This window comes from Paraburkholderia bannensis NBRC 103871, from assembly GCF_000685015.1.
Classification (GTDB): Bacteria; Pseudomonadota; Gammaproteobacteria; order Burkholderiales; family Burkholderiaceae; genus Paraburkholderia; species Paraburkholderia bannensis.
Genome location: NZ_BAYA01000041.1, coordinates 22079 through 42916, shown reverse-complemented (window position 1 = coordinate 42916; position 20838 = coordinate 22079). Strand labels below are relative to the sequence as shown.

The 20838-nt window shown below is 63.4% G+C and carries 19 protein-coding genes; 10 read left to right on the top strand and 9 right to left on the bottom strand.

The window, feature by feature from the left end:
* The first annotated feature begins 116 nt into the window (after window positions 1–116).
* Window positions 117–3713, top strand: a complete 3597-nt coding sequence (locus tag BBA01S_RS35235) for an indolepyruvate ferredoxin oxidoreductase family protein (protein WP_027820535.1) — start codon at window positions 117–119, stop codon at window positions 3711–3713.
* A 108-nt stretch (window positions 3714–3821) separates the two neighbouring features.
* On the opposite strand, the gene BBA01S_RS35230 is transcribed toward BBA01S_RS35235, so the two are convergent.
* Together BBA01S_RS35230 and BBA01S_RS35225 are read right to left on the bottom strand one after the other, a co-directional pair.
* Window positions 3822–6095, bottom strand: a complete 2274-nt coding sequence (locus BBA01S_RS35230) for an NADP-dependent malic enzyme (RefSeq protein ID WP_027820534.1) — start codon at window positions 6093–6095, stop codon at window positions 3822–3824.
* 532 nt (window positions 6096–6627) lie between these two features.
* Window positions 6628–7959 carry an MFS transporter gene (locus BBA01S_RS35225; RefSeq protein ID WP_084162735.1) on the bottom strand — a complete coding sequence of 444 codons (1332 nt, stop codon included), beginning with the start codon at window positions 7957–7959 and terminating at the stop codon, window positions 6628–6630.
* Between the two features lie 358 nt (window positions 7960–8317).
* Here BBA01S_RS35225 and BBA01S_RS35220 point away from each other — a divergent pair, with 358 nt between their 5' ends.
* Window positions 8318–9004, top strand: a complete 687-nt coding sequence (locus BBA01S_RS35220) for an orotate phosphoribosyltransferase (protein ID WP_027820532.1) — start codon at window positions 8318–8320, stop codon at window positions 9002–9004.
* Window positions 9005–9128: 124 nt separating this feature from the next.
* Here the strand turns inward: BBA01S_RS35220 and BBA01S_RS35215 are convergent, their stop codons facing one another.
* A complete protein-coding gene (locus BBA01S_RS35215) occupies window positions 9129–9836 on the bottom strand; it encodes a response regulator (RefSeq protein ID WP_027820531.1) in 708 nt (235 codons plus the stop codon).
* A 257-nt stretch (window positions 9837–10093) separates the two neighbouring features.
* Here BBA01S_RS35215 and BBA01S_RS35210 point away from each other — a divergent pair, with 257 nt between their 5' ends.
* From BBA01S_RS35210 to argC, 3 genes are all read left to right on the top strand, one after another.
* Window positions 10094–10702, top strand: coding sequence for a YbhB/YbcL family Raf kinase inhibitor-like protein (locus tag BBA01S_RS35210; protein WP_027820530.1), 609 nt, complete (start codon window positions 10094–10096; stop codon window positions 10700–10702).
* A 233-nt stretch (window positions 10703–10935) separates the two neighbouring features.
* Window positions 10936–11517, top strand: coding sequence for a flavodoxin family protein (locus BBA01S_RS35205; protein WP_027820529.1), 582 nt, complete (start codon window positions 10936–10938; stop codon window positions 11515–11517).
* Between the two features lie 244 nt (window positions 11518–11761).
* Window positions 11762–12709 carry an N-acetyl-gamma-glutamyl-phosphate reductase gene (gene argC, locus BBA01S_RS35200; protein ID WP_027820528.1) on the top strand — a complete coding sequence of 316 codons (948 nt, stop codon included), beginning with the start codon at window positions 11762–11764 and terminating at the stop codon, window positions 12707–12709.
* Between the two features lie 330 nt (window positions 12710–13039).
* Here the strand turns inward: argC and BBA01S_RS35195 are convergent, their stop codons facing one another.
* Both BBA01S_RS35195 and BBA01S_RS35190 read right to left on the bottom strand, forming a co-directional pair.
* Window positions 13040–13405 carry a response regulator gene (locus tag BBA01S_RS35195; RefSeq protein WP_027820527.1) on the bottom strand — a complete coding sequence of 122 codons (366 nt, stop codon included), beginning with the start codon at window positions 13403–13405 and terminating at the stop codon, window positions 13040–13042.
* Window positions 13406–13600: 195 nt separating this feature from the next.
* The gene (locus tag BBA01S_RS35190) at window positions 13601–14473 is read right to left on the bottom strand and encodes an NAD(P)-dependent oxidoreductase (RefSeq protein WP_027820526.1); all 873 of its coding nucleotides are present in this window, start codon (window positions 14471–14473) and stop codon (window positions 13601–13603) included.
* Window positions 14474–14572: 99 nt separating this feature from the next.
* On the opposite strand from BBA01S_RS35190, the gene BBA01S_RS35185 reads away from it, so the two are divergent.
* A complete protein-coding gene (locus tag BBA01S_RS35185; RefSeq protein WP_027820525.1) occupies window positions 14573–15388 on the top strand; it encodes a Mut7-C RNAse domain-containing protein in 816 nt (271 codons plus the stop codon).
* An 87-nt stretch (window positions 15389–15475) separates the two neighbouring features.
* Window positions 15476–15757 (top strand): hypothetical protein, encoded by a 282-nt coding sequence (locus tag BBA01S_RS35180; protein ID WP_027820524.1) that lies wholly within the window; start codon window positions 15476–15478, stop codon window positions 15755–15757.
* An 82-nt stretch (window positions 15758–15839) separates the two neighbouring features.
* Here BBA01S_RS35180 and BBA01S_RS35175 read toward each other — a convergent pair whose 3' ends face one another.
* Entirely contained in the window at window positions 15840–16061 is a 222-nt protein-coding gene (locus tag BBA01S_RS35175) for a hypothetical protein (protein ID WP_027820523.1), read from the bottom strand.
* A 329-nt stretch (window positions 16062–16390) separates the two neighbouring features.
* On the opposite strand from BBA01S_RS35175, the gene BBA01S_RS35170 reads away from it, so the two are divergent.
* Entirely contained in the window at window positions 16391–17353 is a 963-nt protein-coding gene (locus tag BBA01S_RS35170) for a DMT family transporter (RefSeq protein ID WP_027820522.1), read from the top strand.
* A 186-nt stretch (window positions 17354–17539) separates the two neighbouring features.
* A complete protein-coding gene (locus BBA01S_RS35165; RefSeq protein WP_027820521.1) occupies window positions 17540–18442 on the top strand; it encodes an aspartyl/asparaginyl beta-hydroxylase domain-containing protein in 903 nt (300 codons plus the stop codon).
* A 383-nt stretch (window positions 18443–18825) separates the two neighbouring features.
* On the opposite strand, the gene BBA01S_RS35160 is transcribed toward BBA01S_RS35165, so the two are convergent.
* Together BBA01S_RS35160 and BBA01S_RS35155 are read right to left on the bottom strand one after the other, a co-directional pair.
* On the bottom strand, window positions 18826–19320 hold the full coding sequence (locus BBA01S_RS35160) for a CinA family protein (protein WP_027820520.1): 495 nt from the start codon (window positions 19318–19320) through the stop codon (window positions 18826–18828).
* 95 nt (window positions 19321–19415) lie between these two features.
* Complete coding sequence (locus tag BBA01S_RS35155; protein ID WP_042298414.1) at window positions 19416–20177, bottom strand: SIR2 family NAD-dependent protein deacylase; 762 nt, start codon at window positions 20175–20177, stop codon at window positions 19416–19418.
* 178 nt (window positions 20178–20355) lie between these two features.
* On the opposite strand from BBA01S_RS35155, the gene BBA01S_RS35150 reads away from it, so the two are divergent.
* Window positions 20356–20676: a hypothetical protein gene (locus BBA01S_RS35150; protein WP_042298413.1), complete on the top strand. Its 321-nt coding sequence runs from the start codon at window positions 20356–20358 to the stop codon at window positions 20674–20676.
* Window positions 20677–20700: 24 nt separating this feature from the next.
* On the opposite strand, the gene BBA01S_RS48510 is transcribed toward BBA01S_RS35150, so the two are convergent.
* Window positions 20701–20820: a LemA family protein gene (locus BBA01S_RS48510; RefSeq protein ID WP_167336076.1), complete on the bottom strand. Its 120-nt coding sequence runs from the start codon at window positions 20818–20820 to the stop codon at window positions 20701–20703.
* Window positions 20821–20838: the final 18 nt, after the last annotated feature.

Sequence of the window (20838 nt, the reverse complement as noted above, 5' to 3'; positions counted from 1 at the left end):
CTATCGAAAAAAAGACGCCAATATGGCGAGCCCGGCCAACGCATTCACAAGATGCTGCGGCCACCGAAAGTTCTGGCGATCCCAAAACGGATTGGTTGGATGGAGGAAGACAAATAATGAATGCCCCGCTCGACGCAGGTCAGCGCGCTTCGCTTGAAGCCGCACTCGCTTCCGTCACGCTCGACGATAAATACACCCTCGAACGCGGTCGCGCGTACATGAGCGGCATCCAGGCGCTGGTTCGCCTGCCGATGTTGCAGCAGGAACGCGACAAGGCCGCCGGTCTCAATACCGCGGGGTTCATCTCAGGCTATCGCGGCTCGCCTCTGGGCGGTCTCGATCAGTCGCTCTGGAAGGCGAAGCAGCATCTCGCCGCGCATCAGATCGTTTTTCAGCCCGGCGTCAACGAAGACCTCGCCGCGACCGCCGTCTGGGGCTCGCAGCAGGTGAACCTGTACCCCTCGGCGAAACACGATGGCGTGTTTTCGATGTGGTACGGCAAGGGCCCGGGCGTCGACCGTTGCGGCGATGTCTTCAAGCACGGCAATTCGGCGGGATCGTCGCGTCATGGCGGCGTGCTCGTGCTTGCCGGCGACGACCATGCGGCCAAGTCTTCGACGCTCGCGCACCAGTCGGAGCACATCTTCAAGGCCTGCGGCCTGCCGGTGCTGTTCCCCTCCAACGTGCAGGAATATCTCGATTTCGGCCTGCACGGCTGGGCGATGAGCCGCTATTCCGGCCTCTGGGTGGCGATGAAGTGCGTGACCGACGTGGTGGAATCGTCGGCATCGGTCGAGATCGACCCGTATCGCACGCGTATCGTGTTGCCCGAAGATTTCATGATGCCGGACGGCGGCCTGAACATCCGCTGGCCCGATCCGCCGCTCGTGCAGGAAGCGCGTCTGCTCGACTACAAGTGGTACGCGGCGCTCGCCTATGTGCGCGCCAACAAGCTCGACCGCATCGAGATCGATTCGCCCCAGGCGCGCTTCGGCATCATGACGGGCGGCAAGGCCTATCTGGACGTGCGCCAGGCGCTCACCGACCTGGGGCTCGACGACGAAACCTGCTCGCGCATCGGCATTCGCCTCTACAAGGTCGGCTGCGTGTGGCCGCTCGAAGCGCAAGGCGCGCATGCCTTCGCGCGCGGTCTCGAAGAGATTCTCGTGGTCGAGGAAAAGCGCCAGATCCTCGAATACGCGATCAAGGAAGAGCTGTACAACTGGCCGGACGCGCAGCGTCCGCGCGTGTACGGCAAGTTCGACGAGAAGGATGGCGCAGGCGGCGAATGGTCGGTGCCGATGGGCAACTGGCTGTTGCCCGCGCACTACGAACTCTCGCCCGCGATCATCGCCAAGGCGATCGCCACGCGCCTGGACAAGCTCGATCTGCCGTCCGACGTGCGCGCGCGCATCGGCGCCCGCATCGCCGTGATCGAGGCGAAGGAAAAAGCGCTGGCCAAGCCGCGCGTGCAGGTCGAACGCAAGCCGTGGTTCTGCTCGGGCTGCCCGCACAACACGTCGACCAACGTGCCGGAAGGCTCGCGCGCGATGGCCGGCATCGGCTGCCACTACATGACCGTGTGGATGGATCGCAGCACCAGTACCTTCAGCCAGATGGGCGGCGAAGGCGTGGCCTGGGTCGGCCAGGCGCCGTTCACCCACGACACGCACGTGTTCGCCAATCTAGGCGACGGCACCTACTTCCACTCGGGCCTGCTGGCGATTCGCGCGGCCATCGCGTCGAAGGCGAACATCACCTACAAGATCCTCTACAACGACGCGGTCGCGATGACGGGCGGCCAGCCTGTCGACGGCGTGCTGACGATTCCGCAGATCACGCATCAGGTGGCGTCCGAAGGCGCGAAGAAAATCGTCATCGTCACCGACGATCCCGACAAGTACGACGGCGAAGTCACGGCGAAACTCGCGCCGGGCGTGACGATCCACCATCGCGACCAGCTCGACGCGATGCAGCGCGAACTGCGCGAGATCGCCGGCACGACCATCCTGATCTACGACCAGACCTGCGCCACGGAAAAGCGCCGCCGCCGCAAGCGCGGCACCTATCCGGATCCGGCCAAACGCGTGGTCATCAACGAGTCCGTCTGCGAAGGCTGCGGCGACTGCTCGGTGCAGTCGAACTGTCTGTCGGTCGAGCCGCTCGACACCGAATACGGCACGAAGCGCCAGATCAACCAGTCCACCTGCAACAAGGACTATTCGTGCGTGAAGGGCTTCTGCCCGAGCTTCGTGACCGTCGAAGGCGGCCAGCTACGCAAGCCGAAGTCCGATCGCGTCGCCAATGACGCGATGCCGCCGGTGCCGACGCCCGACGTGCCCGCCATCGGCCGCCCCTACGGCGTGCTCGTGACAGGCGTCGGCGGCACGGGCGTGGTGACGATCGGCGCGCTGCTCGGCATGGCCGCGCACCTCGAAGCCAAGGGCGTGACCGTGCTCGACGTGACCGGCCTCGCGCAAAAGGGCGGCGCGGTGATGAGCCACGTGCAGATCGCCAACCATCCCGCCGATATCCACGCCACGCGCATCGCCATGGGCGAAGCGAGTCTCGTGATTGGCTGCGATGCGATCGTGACGGCGGGCGACGACTGCGTCTCGCGTATGCAAGTGGGCCAGACGCATGTCGTGCTCAACAGCGCCGCCACGCCGACCGCCGAGTTCATCAAGAATCCGCAGTGGCAATTCCCGGGCTCGAACACGGAAGCCGACGTGCGCGCGGCCGCAGGCGTCGACAACGTCGCGACCGTCGATGCCAACCGCTACGCACTCGCGCTGCTGGGCGACGCGATCTATACGAACCCGTTCGTGCTCGGTTACGCGTGGCAAAAGGGCTGGCTGCCGCTCACGCACGAGTCGCTCACGCGCGCGATCGAACTGAACGCCGTGCAGGTGGAGAAGAACCTGGCGGCGTTCGAGTGGGGCCGCCGCGTCGCGCATGATCGTGCGGCCGTGGATGCGCTCGCGAAGAAGCCCGCTGGCGAGCAGAACCCCTCGGGCGCAAAGATCGTCTCGCTGCACACGCCGAAGGCGCTCGACGCGCTGATCGACAAGCGTGCGCAGTATCTCGCCGCGTACCAGAACGACGCTTATGCACAGCGCTATCGCCGCTTTATCGACGATGTGCGCCGCGCCGAGGCGAAGCTCGATCGCGCGGACGGCCAGCAGCCGCTCACCGAAGCCGTCGCCAAGAACCTGCACAAGCTGATGGCCTACAAGGACGAGTACGAAGTCGCGCGCCTGTACGCCGATCCGGCTTTCGTCGAGAAGATCAAGGCGAGCTTTGAAGGCGACTGGAAGCTCAACTTCCATCTCGCGCCGCCGTCGTTCGCGAAGCACGACGACAAGGGCCATCTGCAGAAAAAGCAATACGGCCCGCGCATGCTCACGGCGATGCGCGTGCTCGCGAAGCTCAAGTTCCTGCGCGGCACGGCGCTCGATCCGTTCGGCCGCACCGAGGAACGCCGCCACGAACGCGCGCTGATCGGCGAGTATGAAACGCTGATGCGTGAAGTGATCGGCGGCTTGAGCGAGGCGAACCTGCCGCTCGCGCTGGAACTGGCGACGCTGCCCGACGCGATCCGCGGCTACGGCCACGTGAAGGAAAACAACCTCAAGGCCACGCGCGCGAAGTGGGCGACGCTGCTCGCGAAGTGGCGCTCGCCGGAAAACGGCGCGGCGCGGCATGCGGCTTGATGGTTTCCTGATGCTGTAACGCAGTAAAAACAAAGGGCGCTCCGTGTTGAACGGAGCGCCCTTTTCACTTCTGGCACATCAAGCGGCCAGTAACGGGCCGCTGCGAACTTACTTCGCCACGCTGGCGTTAGCCGAAGCCACCGCCGTCATGTTGATGATGCGTCGCACGGTCGCGGCCGGCGTCAGGATGTGCACCGGCTTCGATGCGCCCAGCAGGAACGGGCCGACCGTCACGCCTTCGCCGCCGATCATCTTCAGCAGGTTGTACGTGATGTTCGCCGCTTCCACGTTCGGCATGATCAGCAGGTTCGCTTCGCCCGCGAGCGTCGTGCCCGGGAACGACTGCTTGCGGATCATCTCCGACAACGCCGCATCGCCGTGCATTTCACCATCGACTTCGAGCTGCGGCGCACGTTCGGCCAGCAGCTGGCGCGCAGCCTGCATGCGCTGCGACGTCGACGAACGCACGCTGCCAAAGTTCGACGACGACAGCAGCGCGACCTTCGGCGTGATGCCGAATTTTTCGATTTCGCGCGCGGCGAGAATAGTCATGTCGGCGAGCTGTTCGGCGCTCGGCACTTCGTTCACGTACGTGTCGCTGATGAACAGGTTGCGGCCCGGCAGCATCAGCAGGTTCATCGCCGCGTAGTTCTCGGCTTCCTTCGCCTTGCCGAACACCTGCTCGATGAACTTCAGGTGATAGTCGAAGCTGTTGAGCAGGCCGCAGACCATGCCGTCGGCGTCGCCCAGGTGCACGAGGATCGCGCCGATCAGCGTGTTGAACTTGCGCATCGACGCCTTCGCCACTTCCGGCGTGATGCCCTGGCGCGCGCCCAGTTCGTGGTACGCCTGCCAGCTCTTCTGGAAGCGCGGATCGTCTTCCGGATCGACGATCTCGAAGTCGGTGCCCGCGCGCAGCTTCGAGCCCATCTTCTTCAGACGCATTTCCACCACCGACGGACGGCCGACGATGATCGGACGCGCGATCTTCTCGGTCAGCACGAATTGCGCGGCGCGCAGCACGCGCTCGTCTTCGCCTTCCGCGAACACGATGCGCGCGTTGTTGGCCTTCGCCGCCGCGAACACCGGACGCATCACCATGCCCGTGCGATAGACGGTTGCGCCCAGCTCTTCGCGGTACGCGTCCATGTCCTTGATCGGACGCGTCGCCACGCCCGAATCCATCGCGGCTTGCGCGACAGCCGGCGCGATCTTGATGATGAGGCGCGGATCGAACGGCTTCGGAATCAGGTATTCCGGGCCGAATTCGAGCGTGTGGCCTTCATAGGCCTTCGCCACTTCGTCGCCCTGGTCGGTTTCTTCGGCCAGCTCAGCAATTGCGCGCACGCACGCAAGCTTCATCTCTTCCGTGATGGTCGTCGCGCCCACATCCAGCGCGCCGCGGAAGATGAACGGGAAGCACAGCACGTTGTTGACCTGGTTCGGATAGTCCGAACGGCCCGTCGCGATGATCGCGTCCGGGCGCACACGCTTGGCTTCTTCCGGGCGGATTTCCGGTTCCGGGTTGGCCAGCGCCAGAATCAGCGGCGTGGTGCCCATGTCGACGACCATTTCGGCCTTCAGAACGCCTGCGCTAGAGCAGCCGAGGAACACGTCCGCGCCCTTGATGGCGTCGCCAAGCGTACGCGCATCGGTGTTGGCCGCGTAGCGCTGCTTCGACGGATCGAGGTTGCCGCGACCTTCATAGATCACGCCCTTTGAATCCGTGACGAGGATGTTTTCCTTCTTCGCGCCGAGCTTCACCAGCAGGTCCAGACAGGCGATCGCCGCTGCGCCCGCACCCGAGCACACCAGCTTGATGCTGCCCAGTTCCTTGCCCACGACCTTCAGGCCGTTGAGGATGGCCGCCGAAGCGATGATCGCCGTGCCGTGCTGGTCGTCGTGGAAGACGGGAATCTTCATGCGCTCGCGCAGCTTCTGCTCGATGTAGAAGCACTCGGGCGCCTTGATGTCTTCCAGGTTGATGCCGCCGAGCGTCGGTTCGAGCATCGCGATGGCTTCGACGAGCTTGTCCGGGTCGTTTTCGTCGAGTTCGATGTCGAACACGTCGATGCCCGCGAACTTCTTGAAGAGACAGCCCTTGCCTTCCATCACCGGCTTGGCCGCGAGCGGGCCGATATTGCCGAGACCGAGCACGGCCGTGCCGTTGGTCACGACGCCGACGAGGTTGCCGCGCGAGGTGTACTTCTGCGCGTCGAGCGGATCGGCGTGGATCGCTTCACACGCAGCGGCCACGCCCGGCGAATACGCGAGCGAGAGATCGAGCTGGTTCGAGAGCGGTTTGGTCGGCGTGACCGAGATCTTGCCGGGCTTCGGATTCTGGTGATAAGCGAGCGCGCTTTGCTTCAGTTGTTCATCCATTTTCGGGCCTGCCAGACGTGAGAGACGAGAGAGGAATGTTTATGTTCGACTAGTGTTCTTAACCCCGCAGATTTGCACTTTTCATTGAACGCTCGTGCGCAACGGCAGCACGACGGCAACAACCTGGCAGTTCACGGGCGAAACGGCGCCGGCAAAAAAGCGGGGCGATTAGTGTACACCTCACGATGTTCGAGGCGACTCGGGTCAAAGACTGATACCGGGGATTTGTGCTGGATGCCTTCCGGCGCGAAACCGGCAGGCCGCCAGACGCGAACTTGCGGCGTGCGCGCGGCGCGTACGCGACACATGGACGGCGTACGGCGCATTTATCGAATCGGGATGTGACGATGCGTGCGGTTCGCGACAGCGACGGCGAGCGGCACAGCCCTGCGCGTCGCGGGCATTTCGCGAAATTATTGCAGCGTGATGGCGCGCGTATTGCGCGATCGAGACAAGCGATGCGATTCGCTTCGGCTTACGGTGCGGCGTTGCGCCGCACCGTCACGTGCAAAGCGATCAATGTATCCGGCGATTATTCCAGCGCCGCCCCGCGCCGCTCGGGAATCAGGAACAGCGTGGCGAGGATGTCGAGCACGTAAATCGCGGCCAGCATGCCTAGCGCCGCGGTGAACGAATAGCGTGCGGCGAGCGCGCCGACCGCAAGCGGCCCGAAGCCGCCCACGGCCCGGCCGATGTTGAACAGGACGTTCTGCGCGGTGGCGCGCGCAGCGGTCGGGTAAAGCTCGGAAATCAGCGCGCCGTAGCCGCCGATCATGCCGTTGACGAACACGCCCATCGCCGCGCCGCCAATCAGCAGTGCAAACGGCGTGCTCAGATGCGCGTACACGAACACCATCACCACCGCGCCCACCTGATAGACCAGGAAAGTCGGGCGGCGGCCGAAGCAATCGGCGGCCACGCCAAAGAGCCAGATCCCGAACGCCATGCCCGCCACCGTCGCGGCAGTCCAGAGGCCCGACTTCGTCAGCGAATAGCCGAACGACTTCGACAGGTACGCGGGCAGCCAGATCATCAGGCCGTAATAGCCGAAGTTCTGCACCGAGCACAGCACCGCCACGCCCAGACTCGCGCGCGCCGTGCGGCCATCGGCGACCAGCAAACGCAGCGCACGCGGCTTGTCGTGCGGCGCGGCCTGCGCGGCGCGCTCGCGGTGCGCGACAAACAGTTCGGGTTCTTCCACGCGCCGGCGCACGACGAACGACGCCACGGCGGGCAGCAGGCCGACCGCAAACATGCCGCGCCAGCCGATCACGGGCAGCAGCAAGGGCGTGAGCAGCGCCGCCGCGAGCACGCCCACCTGCCAGCCCAGGCCCACGTAAGACGACGCCCGCGCCCGCAGCCGCGCGGGCCAGGCCTCGGCGACCAGCGCCATGCCGATGCCGAACTCGCCGCCCAGCCCAATCCCCGCGATCGTGCGGTAGATGAGCAGATCGGTGTAGCCGCGCGCCAGCGCGCACAGGCCGGTGAACACAGCGAACACCAGGATCGTCCAGCTGAGCACGCGCACGCGGCCGAAGCGATCCGACAGCAGGCCGAACACGATGCCGCCCACCACCGCGCCCACCAGCGTCCAGGTGACGAGCGCGCCGGACTGCGCGCCCGTCAAATGCAGGTCTGCGCCGATGGCGGGCAGCATGAAGCCGAGCATCAGCAGATCGAAGCCGTCCATCGCATAACCCAGCACCGAAGCGACCAATGCACGCACGGCGTGGCCGCGCGGCGCGTCGTCGTCATTCTTGCTGTTGTCCGAGTGCGCGATCGCGGCGGGCGCGAAGGCGGTGTCGGCAGGTGCGTCATCGGGCGGTCGAGCGGAATGGGAAGCGGGATGGGAAGCGGGAGACATGGCGAAAGATCCTGTGCTGGGCGCTAGCCCGACGAAAACCGGCGAGAGTTTACTGGCGCGCCAGTACGCTCACAACCGCCCAGCCCGTCCGATCGCGCCCTACAAATCGGCAAGGGGCCTGTCGCGCGACACTGTCAGCGCGACTCGTCGGCAACCGTCAAGTCGGGTAAAATACCGGCCTACGCGCGCAAGAGAAGCCGTCCGGAGCGAGCGAGTCGCCTTGAAACCAGACCTCAGACGATCGACGCCCTCCAGACCGCGCATCGCGGGTTCCGATACACAAGATACGGACTCGCCGTGCCAGCGCCACCGGGCCCAGCGCCCACCCTCCTGAGCACTCACATCCAAGGATTCGCCCATGACAGGCAACGATCGCCAGACGATCTCGGACGCAACCGCGAAAATGCTGCTCGAAGTGCAAGCTGTGCACTTCAACGCGGAAAAGCCCTTTATCTTCACTTCCGGCTGGGCGAGCCCGGTCTACATCGACTGCCGCAAGCTGATCTCGTACCCGCGCGTGCGCCGCGGCCTGATGGAAATGGCCGAAGCGACGATCCTGCGCGACGTCGGCTATGAGCAGATCGACGCCGTCGCCGGCGGCGAAACCGCGGGCATCCCGTTCGCGGCATGGCTCTCCGACCGCCTGATGGTGCCGATGCAGTACGTGCGCAAGAAGCCGAAGGGCTTCGGCCGCAACGCGCAGATCGAAGGCCTGCTGACCGAAGGCCAGCGCGTCCTGCTCGTCGAAGACCTGACGACGGACAGCCGCAGCAAGATCAACTTCATCAACGCACTGCGTACCGCAGGCGCGCAGGTGAACCACTGCTTCGTGCTGTTCCACTACAACATCTTCAAGGAAAGCGTCTCGGTCCTGAAGGACATCGACGTCGACCTGCACGCACTCGCTACGTGGTGGGACGTGCTGCGCGTCGCCAAGGAATCGGGCTACTTCGAAACCAAGACGCTCGACGAAGTCGAAAAATTCCTGCACGCACCGGCTGAATGGTCGGCTGCGCACGGCGGCGCGACGTCGGCACCGCAGTAAGCCAACCAGCACTGAGCACGGCGGCAGCCGAATAAGCCCGCCGCCGTTGCAACAAAAAGGCCATCCGATTGATCGTCGGATGGCCTTTTTTTCGTCTTGCGTGCCTCTTGCGTCTTTGAACCGATCAGGCGCGCGGCGTCACTTCGCTGCCCAGCCCTTCGTCAGGCGCATGCGACGAGAGATTGAGCAGCCCGTTGCTCTGCGCGTACTGGAACAATTCCGAATCGCGGTCGAGGCCGAGCTTGCGCATCGCCGTGTTCTTCTGCGTGCTGATGGTCTTGATGCTGCGGTTGAGCTTCTCGGAAATTTCCTTGATCGTCATGCCCGAAACAAACAGCCGCACCACTTCGAGTTCGCGCTTCGACAAAATCACTTCGTCGTTCTTGCCGCCGCTATTGATACGCAGCGATTCGAGCGCGACCTTGACCTGCGGGCTCATGTATTCGAGATTGCGGCTCACGTGCTGCACGGCCAGGCCGATGTGGCTCAGATCGTCGGACTTGTGCACGACGGCGATCACGCCCAGCTCGCCCAGGCGTTTGAGCAGCGCGGCATTTTCGAGCATCGTCAGGACGACGATAGGAACTTCCGGAAAGTTACGACGCAGATAGCCGATCAGCGGCAATCCATCGCCATATTGGCCGCCGGGCATGGCGAGGTCGGTCACGAGCACATCGCAGGGCGTCGATTGCAGCGCCTTGATCAGTTCGGTGGACTGACGAGCTCGGGCAACCACCTGAATGCCAGGAAACTTCAGGAGCGCATGCTCCGCGCCGAACAAGATCACCGGATGATCGTCCGCGACTACGACCCTGATTGGCTGCTGCTGCATTACCCCTCCGTGGAGACAGTCCTGCCCGTCGTTATTTGTTGACTTAGATTGCCCCGTGTGTCCCCGGAACCCCGTTTCCGCATATTGAGGAAAGCTCGCGACTATAGCCGATTTCCTCGCAAAGGCCGCCGCTGCTGGCCCAGAACTTATCCTTTTAATGCCGATAGTTTGAACGATATTCGATCTGGGACACAATTCATTCTGATCCGTCAGAAAATCGCTCAGCAGTTTTAACAAACATACAGGAGAACTAGCCGATGCGGTCTGCCGACATCAAGCCGTATCCTACAGCGCCCGCGGGCTGGCGTTCCACTGCACGGGCATGCGCCAGCATCGTCGCAGCGATCCTGCCTTGCATCGCGTCCCCATCGGCCAGTGCGCAAGGCGGCTTTGTCGTCAGCAGCGCGAACTTTCGGGACGGGGGCCGGGTCGCTGCTGCGCAGGTATTCAATCAGGATAGCTGCACGGGTGCAAACCGCTCTCCACAATTGACCTGGCGCAATGCGCCCGCCGGCACGCGCAGCTATGCGGTTACGATTTTCGATCCCGACGCATCGAGCCGCGGCTGGTGGCACTGGGCCGCAGCCGACATTCCGGCGCGCGTGAACACGTTGCCGGAAAACGCGAGCGCATCCGGTGCGCTCGGCACGCTGGGCGCGATCGAGGCGCGCAACGACTTCGGCGACGACGGTTACGGCGGCCCGTGCCCGCCGCCCGGCAAGCCGCATCGCTACATCGTCACGGTCTATGCGCTCAGGGTGGACAAGCTCTCACTTGCCTCAGGCCGGCCCGCGACGATGTTCGCGCGCGAAATCGAAAGCGCGGCGATCGGCAGTGCGAAACTCATTGTTTCCTACGGCCGCTGACAGCGGATCACATCGAATCTCACGTACGTTTGCAATCTTCGTACGTGCACGACGAATTGAATCGGGCTACGAAATACTGTTGTCCCGCAAGGGAATCGACACTGTCAGAAAAAGTATGGACGCGAGCGGCTACCATGTGACGGCGCACCACGCACGCCTCGCTGCACTTCGCTGCGCACCCGTTCTTTCCATCGTCTGCATTGTTTGCATTGTTTGATTACCTGGAGCGCCCCATGTCCCGAATCGTCGTTGCGTATCACAGTGGCTACGGCCACACCAAGAAACTCGCCGAAGCCGTGTTCGCCGGTTTGCAGGATGCAGGCGCCCAGGCCACGCTGCTCGCCGTCGCACAGATCGACGACGCCGGCTGGGCCGAGCTCGATGCCGCCGACGCCATCGTGTTCGGCGCGCCGACCTACATGGGCGGCCCGGCCGCCGAGTTCAAGAAGTTTGCCGACGCCAGCTCCAAGGCCTGGTTCACGCAAAAGTGGAAGGACAAGATCGCGGCCGGCTTCACGAATTCGGCGACGATGAACGGCGACAAGTTCTCGACGATCCAGTACTTCGTCACGCTCGCCATGCAGCACAGCATGATCTGGACGGGCACCGGCATGATGCCGTCGAACACCAAGGCCGCCACGCGCGACGACCTGAACTTCGTGGGCGGCTTCACCGGACTGCTCGCGCAATCGCCCGCCGACGCCACACCCGAAGAAGCGCCGCCGCGCGGCGACCTCGAAACTGCGAAGGCGTTCGGCGCACGTGTGGCTGCGGTCACGGCGCGCTGGCTGGCCGGCCGAGCAGCATCGGCCTGAAATCTGCACCTGCGCGTTTAGGGGCGCGAACGGGCCGCGATGCGCTCGGGCCGCGCCCCGATTGCCGTTGCGGCCTGCCAGGTCTTATCCGTACGGGTAACGCCTGATTTTTTTCCCGCACACGCCGCACGCGAGACGGCATACGGTCTTAAAATACCGTTCCCGCGCCGTATCGGTGACTGCCGCACACTTCTGGCTGTGCGGCGGGCGGCGCCCGCAATCCCCGCGTTTCAGAGGAAGCGAGATGAGCACGAAAGTTTTTGTCGACGGACAGGAAGGCACGACCGGCCTGAAGATTTTCGAATACCTGTCGCAGCGCGCCGACGTCGAGATCCTGCGGATCGACGAGGCCAAACGCAAGGACGTCGAGGAACGCCGTCGTCTCATCAATGCGTCGGACGTCACTTTCCTGTGCCTGCCGGACGTCGCTTCGCGCGAGTCGGCTTCGCTCGTCGAGAACGACCGCACCGTCCTGATCGACGCCAGCACGGCGTTCCGCACTCACGCGGACTGGGCTTACGGCCTGCCCGAACTGACCAAGGCGCAGCGCGAGAAGGTGCGCACCTCGAAGCGCATCGCCGTGCCGGGCTGCCACGCCTCGGCCTTCATTCTGGCCATGCGCCCGCTCGTCGAAGCCGGCCTGGTCGCGCCCGAATTCGCAGCGCACAGCTACTCGCTGACCGGCTACAGCGGCGGCGGCAAGTCGATGATCGCGGAGTACGAAGCCGGCGGCAACGCGAAGCTCATGAGCCCGCGCCCCTACGCACTGGGCCTGAAGCACAAGCATCTGCCGGAAATGGCTTTCCACGGCAAGCTCGCGAACGCGCCCGTGTTCACGCCGATCGTCGGCCCGTTCTTCAAGGGTCTCGCGGTCACGACGTACTACACGCCGTCGCAGCTCGCGCGCAGCGCAAAGCCCGAAGACGTCGTGGCGCTGTTCGCCGAGTACTACGCGGGCGAGAAGTTCGTGCGCGTGATGCCGTTTAACGGCGAGGCCAACCTCGATAACAACGCATTCGACGTGCAGGCTAACAACGACACGAACCGCGTCGATCTGTTCGTGTTCGGCAACGACGAGCAGTTCGTGACCGTGGCGCGTCTGGACAACCTGGGCAAGGGCGCATCGGGCGCAGCCGTCCAGTGTATGAACCTGGCGATCGGCGCAGCGGAAGATACCGGCCTGAAGAGCTAAAAGAGCGTAAAAGCAGGAAAAATCGGGCAAACCCGACACTTCCACGCTGAAACGAAAAAACCCGGCGCCTCGCAGTGCCGGGTTTTTTATTGGTGCGCCGCATTTCGCTGACCCAGCACGCGCACAACGTGCGCACGCAAAACGTACAGACGAAAAAAAGCCCGCCAATGGTAGGCGGGCTGAATCCATATCAGAGGAGACATGGAGGAGACAAGAACGAGTATAGCGAACTACTTGGTGCGACGCAACATGTAAAGTAGTATCCACCCTTTATGTTGTAAAATGGCAACATAAAGGCGCTCAGGATTACCCGAATGGCGCCACAGCGCTTTACGCGACCAGCGAAAGAATAAAAGTCAGTTGATCGAGCCCCACCGGGCGCACCAGGTGAATGTCGAAGCCCGCGGCCAGCGCTTCGTCGCGATGCTGTGATTCGCCCCAGCCGCCCAGTGCAATCAGGAGCGGCGTGCGGGCGCCGCAGGCTGCGCGCAGCCGTTGCACCAGCGTGCCGAAATCGTCGTCCGGCGCGAGCGAAAGCCCCACGACGAGCACGTCGGGCACGAAGCGCGAAGCGGCCTGCACCGCGTCGTCGAGGGTTGCCGCGATGGCCGTCGCGTACTGAAGATCGGACAGCAAGGTGCTGAGTCCGGCCAGCGACTTTGCATCGTCGTCGGCGATCAGGATGCGCCTGTCCATTCGCCGTCTCCCATCCTGCTCAGTTGCGACGCGGTTGCGATTAAAGCCGCGCATTCATTGCGCGGCGCAGTATCCAGATTGTCCACAGCCGCCCTGCCATCCTGCGTGCGTCAACACGCGGTCGTATGAGGATTTTGACCGGGGCGCATCGCCATAAGTCCCGCGTTCGCGCCCCGCATCGGTCGAAAGCCCGGCTTAGCCCCGGCCCGCGCGGCGCGCCGCCACCTTGCCGAGCACCGCGAAATCGCGCTCGCCGTCGCCGTGCGCCACCGCTTCGATCAGGCTGTCGCGCACCACGCTGCCCACGGGCAACGGCGTCGACACAGCTTCGGCCGCTGCGAGCGCAAGCCGCACATCCTTCAGGCCGAGCCGAGCCTTGAATAGCGCCGGTTCGTAGCGATTTTCCGCGATCATGCCGCCGTAGCCCGCATAAACCGGGCCCGGAAAGATGCCGCTCGTGATGACATCGAGGAAGTCGCGCATCGCGACGCCGTGGCCGCCCAGCAGCGCCGACGCCTCGCCGAGCGTCTCGACCGCCGACGCCAGCATGAAATTGGCGGCGAGCTTCATCACGTTGGCCTGCTGCGGCAGCGCGCCGATCCGCCAGGTCTTCTGGCCGATGGCGTCGAGCAGCGGCTGCACGCGGTCGATGGCTTCGGCGGCGCCCGCCGCGACGATCGTGAGCTTCGCCGCCGCCGCCACGTCGGGACGCCCGAGCACCGGCGCGGCGACGTAGTGCAGACCGCGCTCGGCGTGCTCGCGGGCGAGCGTCTCGGCCAGCGCCACCGAAATCGTCGCCATGTTCACGTGCACGAGGCCGCGCGGCGCATGTTCGAGCAAAGGGGCGTCGATCACGGCGCGCAGCGCCGCATCGTCGGCGAGCATGGACAGCACGGCGTCGCCCGCGAAGGCCTCGGCGGGCGTGGCGACCACGCGCGCACCCGCGGCGGCGAGCGCCTGCGCCTTCTCGGGCGAGCGATTCCAGACACGCACGGTGTGGCCTGCCTTCAGCAGATTGGCGACCATTGCACCGCCCATTTCGCCGAGGCCAATAAAACCAATATCCATCTCACGCTCCAGGAAGTTAGACCTGGAGTAAAGCACAGCGCGGCGGCCCGTGCAGCGACGCTTCTATGCGGCGCTCAATGCCGCTCCATGCGCGGCGCGATGCGCGATACTGCATGGATGGGCACCGCCTTCACCGCCACCTTCCGCTTCTACGAGGAGCTGAACGATTTTCTCGCCCGGCCGCTGCGCCGACGCGCGTTCAGTTGCCCGTGTGCGGCCAATTCAACGGCCAAGCACATGATCGAGGCGCTGGGCGTGCCGCATACCGAAGTCGAACTGATCCTCGTGAACGGCGAATCGGTCGGCTTCGAACACTCTCTTGCCGAAGGCGACCGCGTCGCCGTGTACCCAAAGTTCGAGGCGCTCGACATCCGGCCCCTGCTGCGCGTGCGCGCCAATCCGCTGCGCGAGATGCGTTTCATCGCCGATGCGCATCTGGGCGGCCTCGCGCAATTGCTGCGGCTCGCGGGCTTCGACACGCTTTACGACAATCATTACGCCGATGAAGCCATCGAAGCACTCGCGGCCGCCGAGCATCGCGTCGTCCTCACGCGCGACCGCGAACTGCTCAAGCGCCGCACCATCACGCACGGTTGTTACGTGCGCGCGCTCAGGCCGCGTGCGCAGCTCGACGAGCTGTTCGAGCGGCTCGATCTGGCCGCGAGCGCGCGGCCGTTTCGCCTGTGCCTCACCTGCAACGCGCCGCTGCGGCGCATCCCGCGCGCCGAGGTGCAGGCGCGCGTGCCAGCAGGCGTGTTCGAGCGGCACACCCGCTTCGTCACCTGCGACGTCTGCGCACGCGTCTTCTGGGAAGGCACGCACTGGCGCCGCATGCGCGCGCTGATCGACGACGTGGCGGGCGCGGCGCCCGATCAAGCCGGGCGATCCGTGCAGGACGGCAATGCAGCACCCTGACCCCAATCACCGCGATGGACGCGGGCGGGCGTTTGCGTACAATGCGCGCCACTGCCCAAAACACTGCCAAACACCGGAGCCGTATCCATGGCCATGAAAAAGTTCGACCTTGAGAAAAACAAGGCGCTGAAGCTGATGCAAGCAACCCACAAAGCCGGCCCTGAGCGCTTCGGCAAAGACGCGGCGCCTGCCGCGCTCGACCGCCGCGAGCAGCGCAAGCTCGACCAGGCCGCCGGCCTCGTGCCGTTCGCGTGCAAGCTCAACGCCGATCTCGTCGCGCAACTCAAGACGCGCGCGCAAGCGCACCCGGAAGGCCTGACCGGCCTGATGACCGAGCTGCTGCAAGCTGGCCTCGCAAAAGACGCTTGAGCCGTCAGCGGCAAAGCGCGCCTGAAATAAAAAAAGCCAGAGCAATGCGCTCTGGCTTTTTTCTTTGGTGCGGCTGGGACGCTTAGTTCTGCGTGCCCTTGTCGCTCGTGCCAGCGGCCGATGCGGCGTCCGAAACGGCTGCACGCTTGCCGTGGTGCTTGAGCTTCTTGTGCTGCTTCTTGGCCTTGGCCGGTGCGCTGGCTGCCGGAGCGGTCGCTGCGGCGCCCGATGCGTCTTGAGCCAGAGCCTGAACCGAAATCAGTGCGACGGATGCTGCGATAAGCGAGGCGAGAATCTTGTTCATCTGTTGTTCCCCAAACCTGACAAATATGACCGGCACGTTGTGAATTGAATACGCGAGAAGTCGCGAAATGGTCCGCTGGCCGATCTGGGCGGCCGTTTCGCGCGAAGCAGTATTACGCAGCGTTAGCGCTTTGTCATCCACGATACGGATGGGTGTATTTTCCGGGAGACAACCGGCTTTCAATTCGGATACGATCGGGATTCGCTAGAGATTCCGCACGGTTGTTCGCCCCGCAGATCCCGCTTTTTTGCCCAACTTTGCGCGAAATGATCGCCGATCGCGCAATCCTGCTTTACCCCGATTACCTCGTCATTCCGGCCTGCACCGCTTTGAAACCGTCTTCCCGTCAACATTTGCGCGCCAACCTGCTGATGCTCGCGGCCGCCATGATCTGGGGCTCCGCCTTCGTGGCCCAGCGCCTGAGCCTCGACGCCATCGGCCCGTTCCTCTTTACCGGCCTGCGCTTCCTGCTAGGCGCGGCCATCGTCTCGGCGTTCGTGTTTGCGACGCGCCGCGGCTCGCGCAGATCGTGCGGGGTTCGGCCAGCAGCCGCTTCCCACGGCTTCGATGTGGCCCTGCTTCGTGACGGCGTGATCCTCGGTCTCGTTCTGTCCGTGGCGATCTCGCTCCAGCAGATCGGCCTGCGTTACACGAAAATCGCCAATGCGGGCTTCATCAGCTCGCTTTACGTCGTGATCGTGCCGATGCTCGGCGTGTTCCTGCGCCATCGCACCGGCGCCGGCACGTGGATCGGCGCGGCGCTGGCCGCCGCCGGCCTCTATCTCCTGAGCATCAACGAGCATTTCTCGATCATGTACGGCGACTGGTATCAGCTCGGCTGCGCGATCGTCATTTCGATCCAGGTGATGCTCGTGGGCCACTACGCGCCGCGCCACGATCCGCTTGCGTTGTCGATCGTGCAGTTCATCGCCTGCGGGGCGGCCTGCCTTGCCGTGGCGATCGGCTTCGAACCGTTGCGCATGGCCGATATTGCGCGCGCCGCGCCCGCCATCCTTTACGGCGGGGCGATGTCGGTGGGTGTCGGCTACACGATCCAGGTGGTCGCGCAGCGCGATGCCGCGCCCGCGCACGCCGCCGTGATCTTCAGCATGGAAGGCGTGTTTGCTGCGATTGCCGGATGGGCTGCGCTCGGCGAAACACTTTCCACGCGCGCGCTCGTTGGCTGCGCATTGATGCTTGCCGGTTTGCTCGCTTGCCAGTTATTGCCTGCTTCGCGCAGTCGCGATGAAGCAGAAGCCATTGCCGCAAAACAATCCGTCGAATCGGCCTGATTTTGTTTTTTAATACCCCGCTTATTCGCGGCATGAATCCCGCAATAGACAACGCTTTTTACAAAAATCATTTCGACCGGATGCAATAATCCCATGACAGCAATGTCATGGGATTGCTGGCTTACTGACAGACTTTCGTAACTACTCGTAAAATTTCCTCAGCGAAAGTTTTTCTACGAGTAAGTCATGCGTTGGGCTCTTCTAATTGGTTTTCTGCTGTGCGCCGTCTATACCCATTTTCGGGGCAAGGCGCGCCACGGCAGCTTCTTTCGCCAGCTAGGCGATCACTCGACCTTCATGGCGCCGCTCAATGGCTTCGCCTATTTGTTTTCGAAGGTGCCGAATACGCCCTATATCGAAACAAAGCATTTTCCCGAACTCGCACTGCTTAAATCCGAATGGCGAGTGTTTCGCGAGGAAGCCCTTGCGCTTCAGGCGGCCAGCCGTATTCAGGCAGCGGAACAGTACAACGATATCGGCTTTAATTCGTTTTTCCGCACTGGCTGGAAACGCTTTTATCTGAAGTGGTACGACAATCCGCACCCTTCGGCGGCGGCGCTCTGTCCGCGCACAATCGAGATTTTGCAGCGCATTCCGTCGATCAAAGCGGCGATGTTCGCGATGCTGCCAGCCAATGGCGCGCTTAATCCGCATCGCGATCCGTTTGCGGGTTCGTTGCGCTATCACCTCGGCCTGGTTACGCCGAATGACGACCGTTGCGCGATTGTCGTCGACGAGATTGCGTATTCGTGGCGCGACGGGAAGGACGTCGTGTTCGACGAAACCTATCTGCATTACGCGGCGAACAAGACGCAGCAAGACCGCATCATCCTGTTCTGCGATATCGAGCGGCCAATGAAATACCGCTGGGCGCAATCGATCATGAGCGGGATCGGCGATCTGCTGATGCGCGCGGCCGCCTCGCCGAACGAAACCGGCGACCGCACCGGTGGCCTCAATTGCGCATTCCGCCATGTGTATTCGGTGCGCCTCGCAGCCAAGCGGCTCAAGGCGTGGAACCGCACGGCCTACTACATCGTGAAGTGGGTGCTGTTCGGCGCGATCGCGCTCGCGATCTTCTGGCGCTAGTCAGCACGAAGATGGCTGGAAGTTGCACGAGCGTCGCCTTCGGGCGGCGCTTTTTTTTGCTCGCGCCTAGCATGCAAGCGCGCCCCACTTATCCACGGCGACCTCTGAATAAGCTGGGGAATACCTCACGGACGAACTGTGGATCAGTTCTTGATAACTCGCCCTGCTCGCGCAAGGAGCAAAAAGTTATCCTCGAAGCCCCATTTGGATACAGGAATTGTCCGCATGGCTGTCCGGCACGCATCGAATTGAATTCAATGAGAAATACCGCGTTATCCACAGGAAGTACCAGGGCTTGTTAACTATTACTACGTTTACGTATACATATTTATAACTTCAATTGGTTTACGTAAATCCGCCGGTGCTGCCTGACTCCAACTGCCCTAACCAGCGCGCTCACGCGCGGAAATCGAATCGACGAAACGTGGCAGGCCCAGCAACGCGCGTCGAACAATCGAGCGTCGAATGTCCACGCGCCGTCCTGAAAAAAGCACGGTCTCGCTCGCGGAGACCACCGCATCGCGATCCCAGCCTGCCCATGCGAAACAATGGGCGATCGCCGCCCGCCCGCCGTCTTCTGGCTCAAGCCATCCGATACTCGCGAGCGCCACGTTTGCACGCCCTTCGCGTTCTTTAAGCAAGGCCTCGGCCAGTGCTTGCGCGAGCGCCTCGCTGACGGCTTCGTTCGTCGCCGTCGTTTCCAGATAGCCCGCCAGCGCGCGGGGCGTATGCACTACGACGCCGATATCGAGGCTCGTCGCCGCGCCTGGCAAATCCGCTAGCGCAGCCGTAATCGCGCCGGCCGTAGCGGTTTCGAGGCTTGCGAGCACGAGCTCACGCGACTTCAGATAACCGGCGATCTGTCTGGAAATATTCATGGGTGCAGGACGTAAAAAAGGCGTGCGGCGAACAGGCCGGCACGCCAGCAAAGCCAGGAAAGCGAAATGAACGCGGTCGTACCGGTTATCGGCGATCAGCCGCCGTTCATCATGTGTTCGATCGAAGGCTCTAGCTTGCGCAGGCCCACCGTCGCCGGCTGTGCCTCCACGACACCGAAAAACTCGGTGCGGCTTGGCGATGGATCCACCAGCAGGTTGCGCGCATGACGCCCGTAGCGCGAAGGCGGCAGCAGCCGCTCTGGCGGAATCACCTCGAACGACGTACCGATGGCGATAAAAATATCGTCGTCGTTCATGGCCTGCTGGATACGCCAGAGCGTTTCGTACTCGGGTGCGGCTTCGTTGAAGAACACGACGCCTGGCTTCACGCTCTCGACCTGGCCACACGACGGACATGCCGCGTTGGCGTCCAGCGCGCTGCCGCCGCTCGGAAAGCGGTACTCGCAGTCGGTGCAAAGCAGCGAAATCATGTCGCCATGCAGATGCGTGACCTGGCGCGCACCGGCCTGCTCCAGCAAACCGTCGATGTTCTGGGTAATCAGGTGCACACGCTCCGTGCCCCAGGTGTCCTGCCACTGCGCAAGCAGCCGATGCGCGTCGTTCGGCTGTGCGTCCGAACATTCGGCGATGCGCTGGTTGTAGAAGCGGAACACCGCGGGCCGGTTGCGACGCCACGTGCGGTAGTTGCAGACTTCGTCGATGCTGGTGTGCGTCCAGATGCCGTCGCCAGTGCGAAACGTCGAGATGCCGCTCTCTGCTGAAAGCCCGGCGCCCGAGAACGCGTAGAGGCGTGGCAACCGTTGGGTGGACGGTCGCTTTTGTTCGGTTAGTTGCATAAGTGACGCCTTAGATGCTTGAAGGTACGCGATGTTGTGTGTTGCCGTGCGGAATTCGACTCGCGCCATTATGGCGCTGCATTCGGGCTTACACGCGGTTACAGCAGCAAGCAACCCGTATCACCCTGGAACGATTCCAGTCCCTACGATCCCGCCATTCGGAGAGACGAGGGTCAACATGAAAACCACCATAAAACGCACACTGCACATTTCGATACTGTCGGCAGCCGGACTGGCCTGTGCCGTGGCCGCCAGCGAGGCGTCGGCTCATACTGACCTGAGCGTGATGCTGGGCGTGCCCGGGCCGGTCTATGTGGCGCCGCCGCCGCCCGTGGTCTACCAGGAGGCGCCAGTGGCCTATGCGGCCCCCGCCTATGGATACGTTCAGGGCTACGGCTACCGCGGCGACGATGGTGACGAAGGCGACGATCGCCGCTGGCACGATCACGGCCGCCATCGCGGCTGGTACAAGCATCACCGCGACGACGACGACGATTGAGCCACTTCCACCCGCCTCGTCCGCTTACTGTGCTTGCGCCTTCTGCGGCGTGAAGTCGAGCGTGGGCGGCTTTGAGATCGCCGCTTCGTCCGTCACGCTGAAATTGGGCCTCGGCTTGTAGCCGAACGCCCTGGCGACCAGCACGGAAACTGACGGATCTGC

Coding starts and splice junctions, on each gene's coding strand:
- BBA01S_RS35175 (WP_027820523.1), bottom strand. CDS start 16,061: ATGAACAAGATTCTCGCCTCGCTTATCGCAGCATCCGTCGCACTGATT.
- BBA01S_RS35225 (WP_084162735.1), bottom strand. CDS start 7,959: ATGTCTCCCGCTTCCCATCCCGCTTCCCATTCCGCTCGACCGCCCGAT.
- BBA01S_RS35215 (WP_027820531.1), bottom strand. CDS start 9,836: ATGCAGCAGCAGCCAATCAGGGTCGTAGTCGCGGACGATCATCCGGTG.
- BBA01S_RS35185 (WP_027820525.1), top strand. CDS start 14,573: ATGCGCGATACTGCATGGATGGGCACCGCCTTCACCGCCACCTTCCGC.
- BBA01S_RS35155 (WP_042298414.1), bottom strand. CDS start 20,177: ATGCAACTAACCGAACAAAAGCGACCGTCCACCCAACGGTTGCCACGC.
- BBA01S_RS35160 (WP_027820520.1), bottom strand. CDS start 19,320: ATGAATATTTCCAGACAGATCGCCGGTTATCTGAAGTCGCGTGAGCTC.
- BBA01S_RS35180 (WP_027820524.1), top strand. CDS start 15,476: ATGGCCATGAAAAAGTTCGACCTTGAGAAAAACAAGGCGCTGAAGCTG.
- BBA01S_RS35230 (WP_027820534.1), bottom strand. CDS start 6,095: ATGGATGAACAACTGAAGCAAAGCGCGCTCGCTTATCACCAGAATCCG.
- BBA01S_RS35220 (WP_027820532.1), top strand. CDS start 8,318: ATGACAGGCAACGATCGCCAGACGATCTCGGACGCAACCGCGAAAATG.
- BBA01S_RS35235 (WP_027820535.1), top strand. CDS start 117: ATGAATGCCCCGCTCGACGCAGGTCAGCGCGCTTCGCTTGAAGCCGCA.
- BBA01S_RS35205 (WP_027820529.1), top strand. CDS start 10,936: ATGTCCCGAATCGTCGTTGCGTATCACAGTGGCTACGGCCACACCAAG.
- BBA01S_RS35210 (WP_027820530.1), top strand. CDS start 10,094: ATGCGGTCTGCCGACATCAAGCCGTATCCTACAGCGCCCGCGGGCTGG.
- BBA01S_RS35165 (WP_027820521.1), top strand. CDS start 17,540: ATGCGTTGGGCTCTTCTAATTGGTTTTCTGCTGTGCGCCGTCTATACC.
- argC (WP_027820528.1), top strand. CDS start 11,762: ATGAGCACGAAAGTTTTTGTCGACGGACAGGAAGGCACGACCGGCCTG.
- BBA01S_RS35195 (WP_027820527.1), bottom strand. CDS start 13,405: ATGGACAGGCGCATCCTGATCGCCGACGACGATGCAAAGTCGCTGGCC.
- BBA01S_RS35150 (WP_042298413.1), top strand. CDS start 20,356: ATGAAAACCACCATAAAACGCACACTGCACATTTCGATACTGTCGGCA.
- BBA01S_RS35190 (WP_027820526.1), bottom strand. CDS start 14,473: ATGGATATTGGTTTTATTGGCCTCGGCGAAATGGGCGGTGCAATGGTC.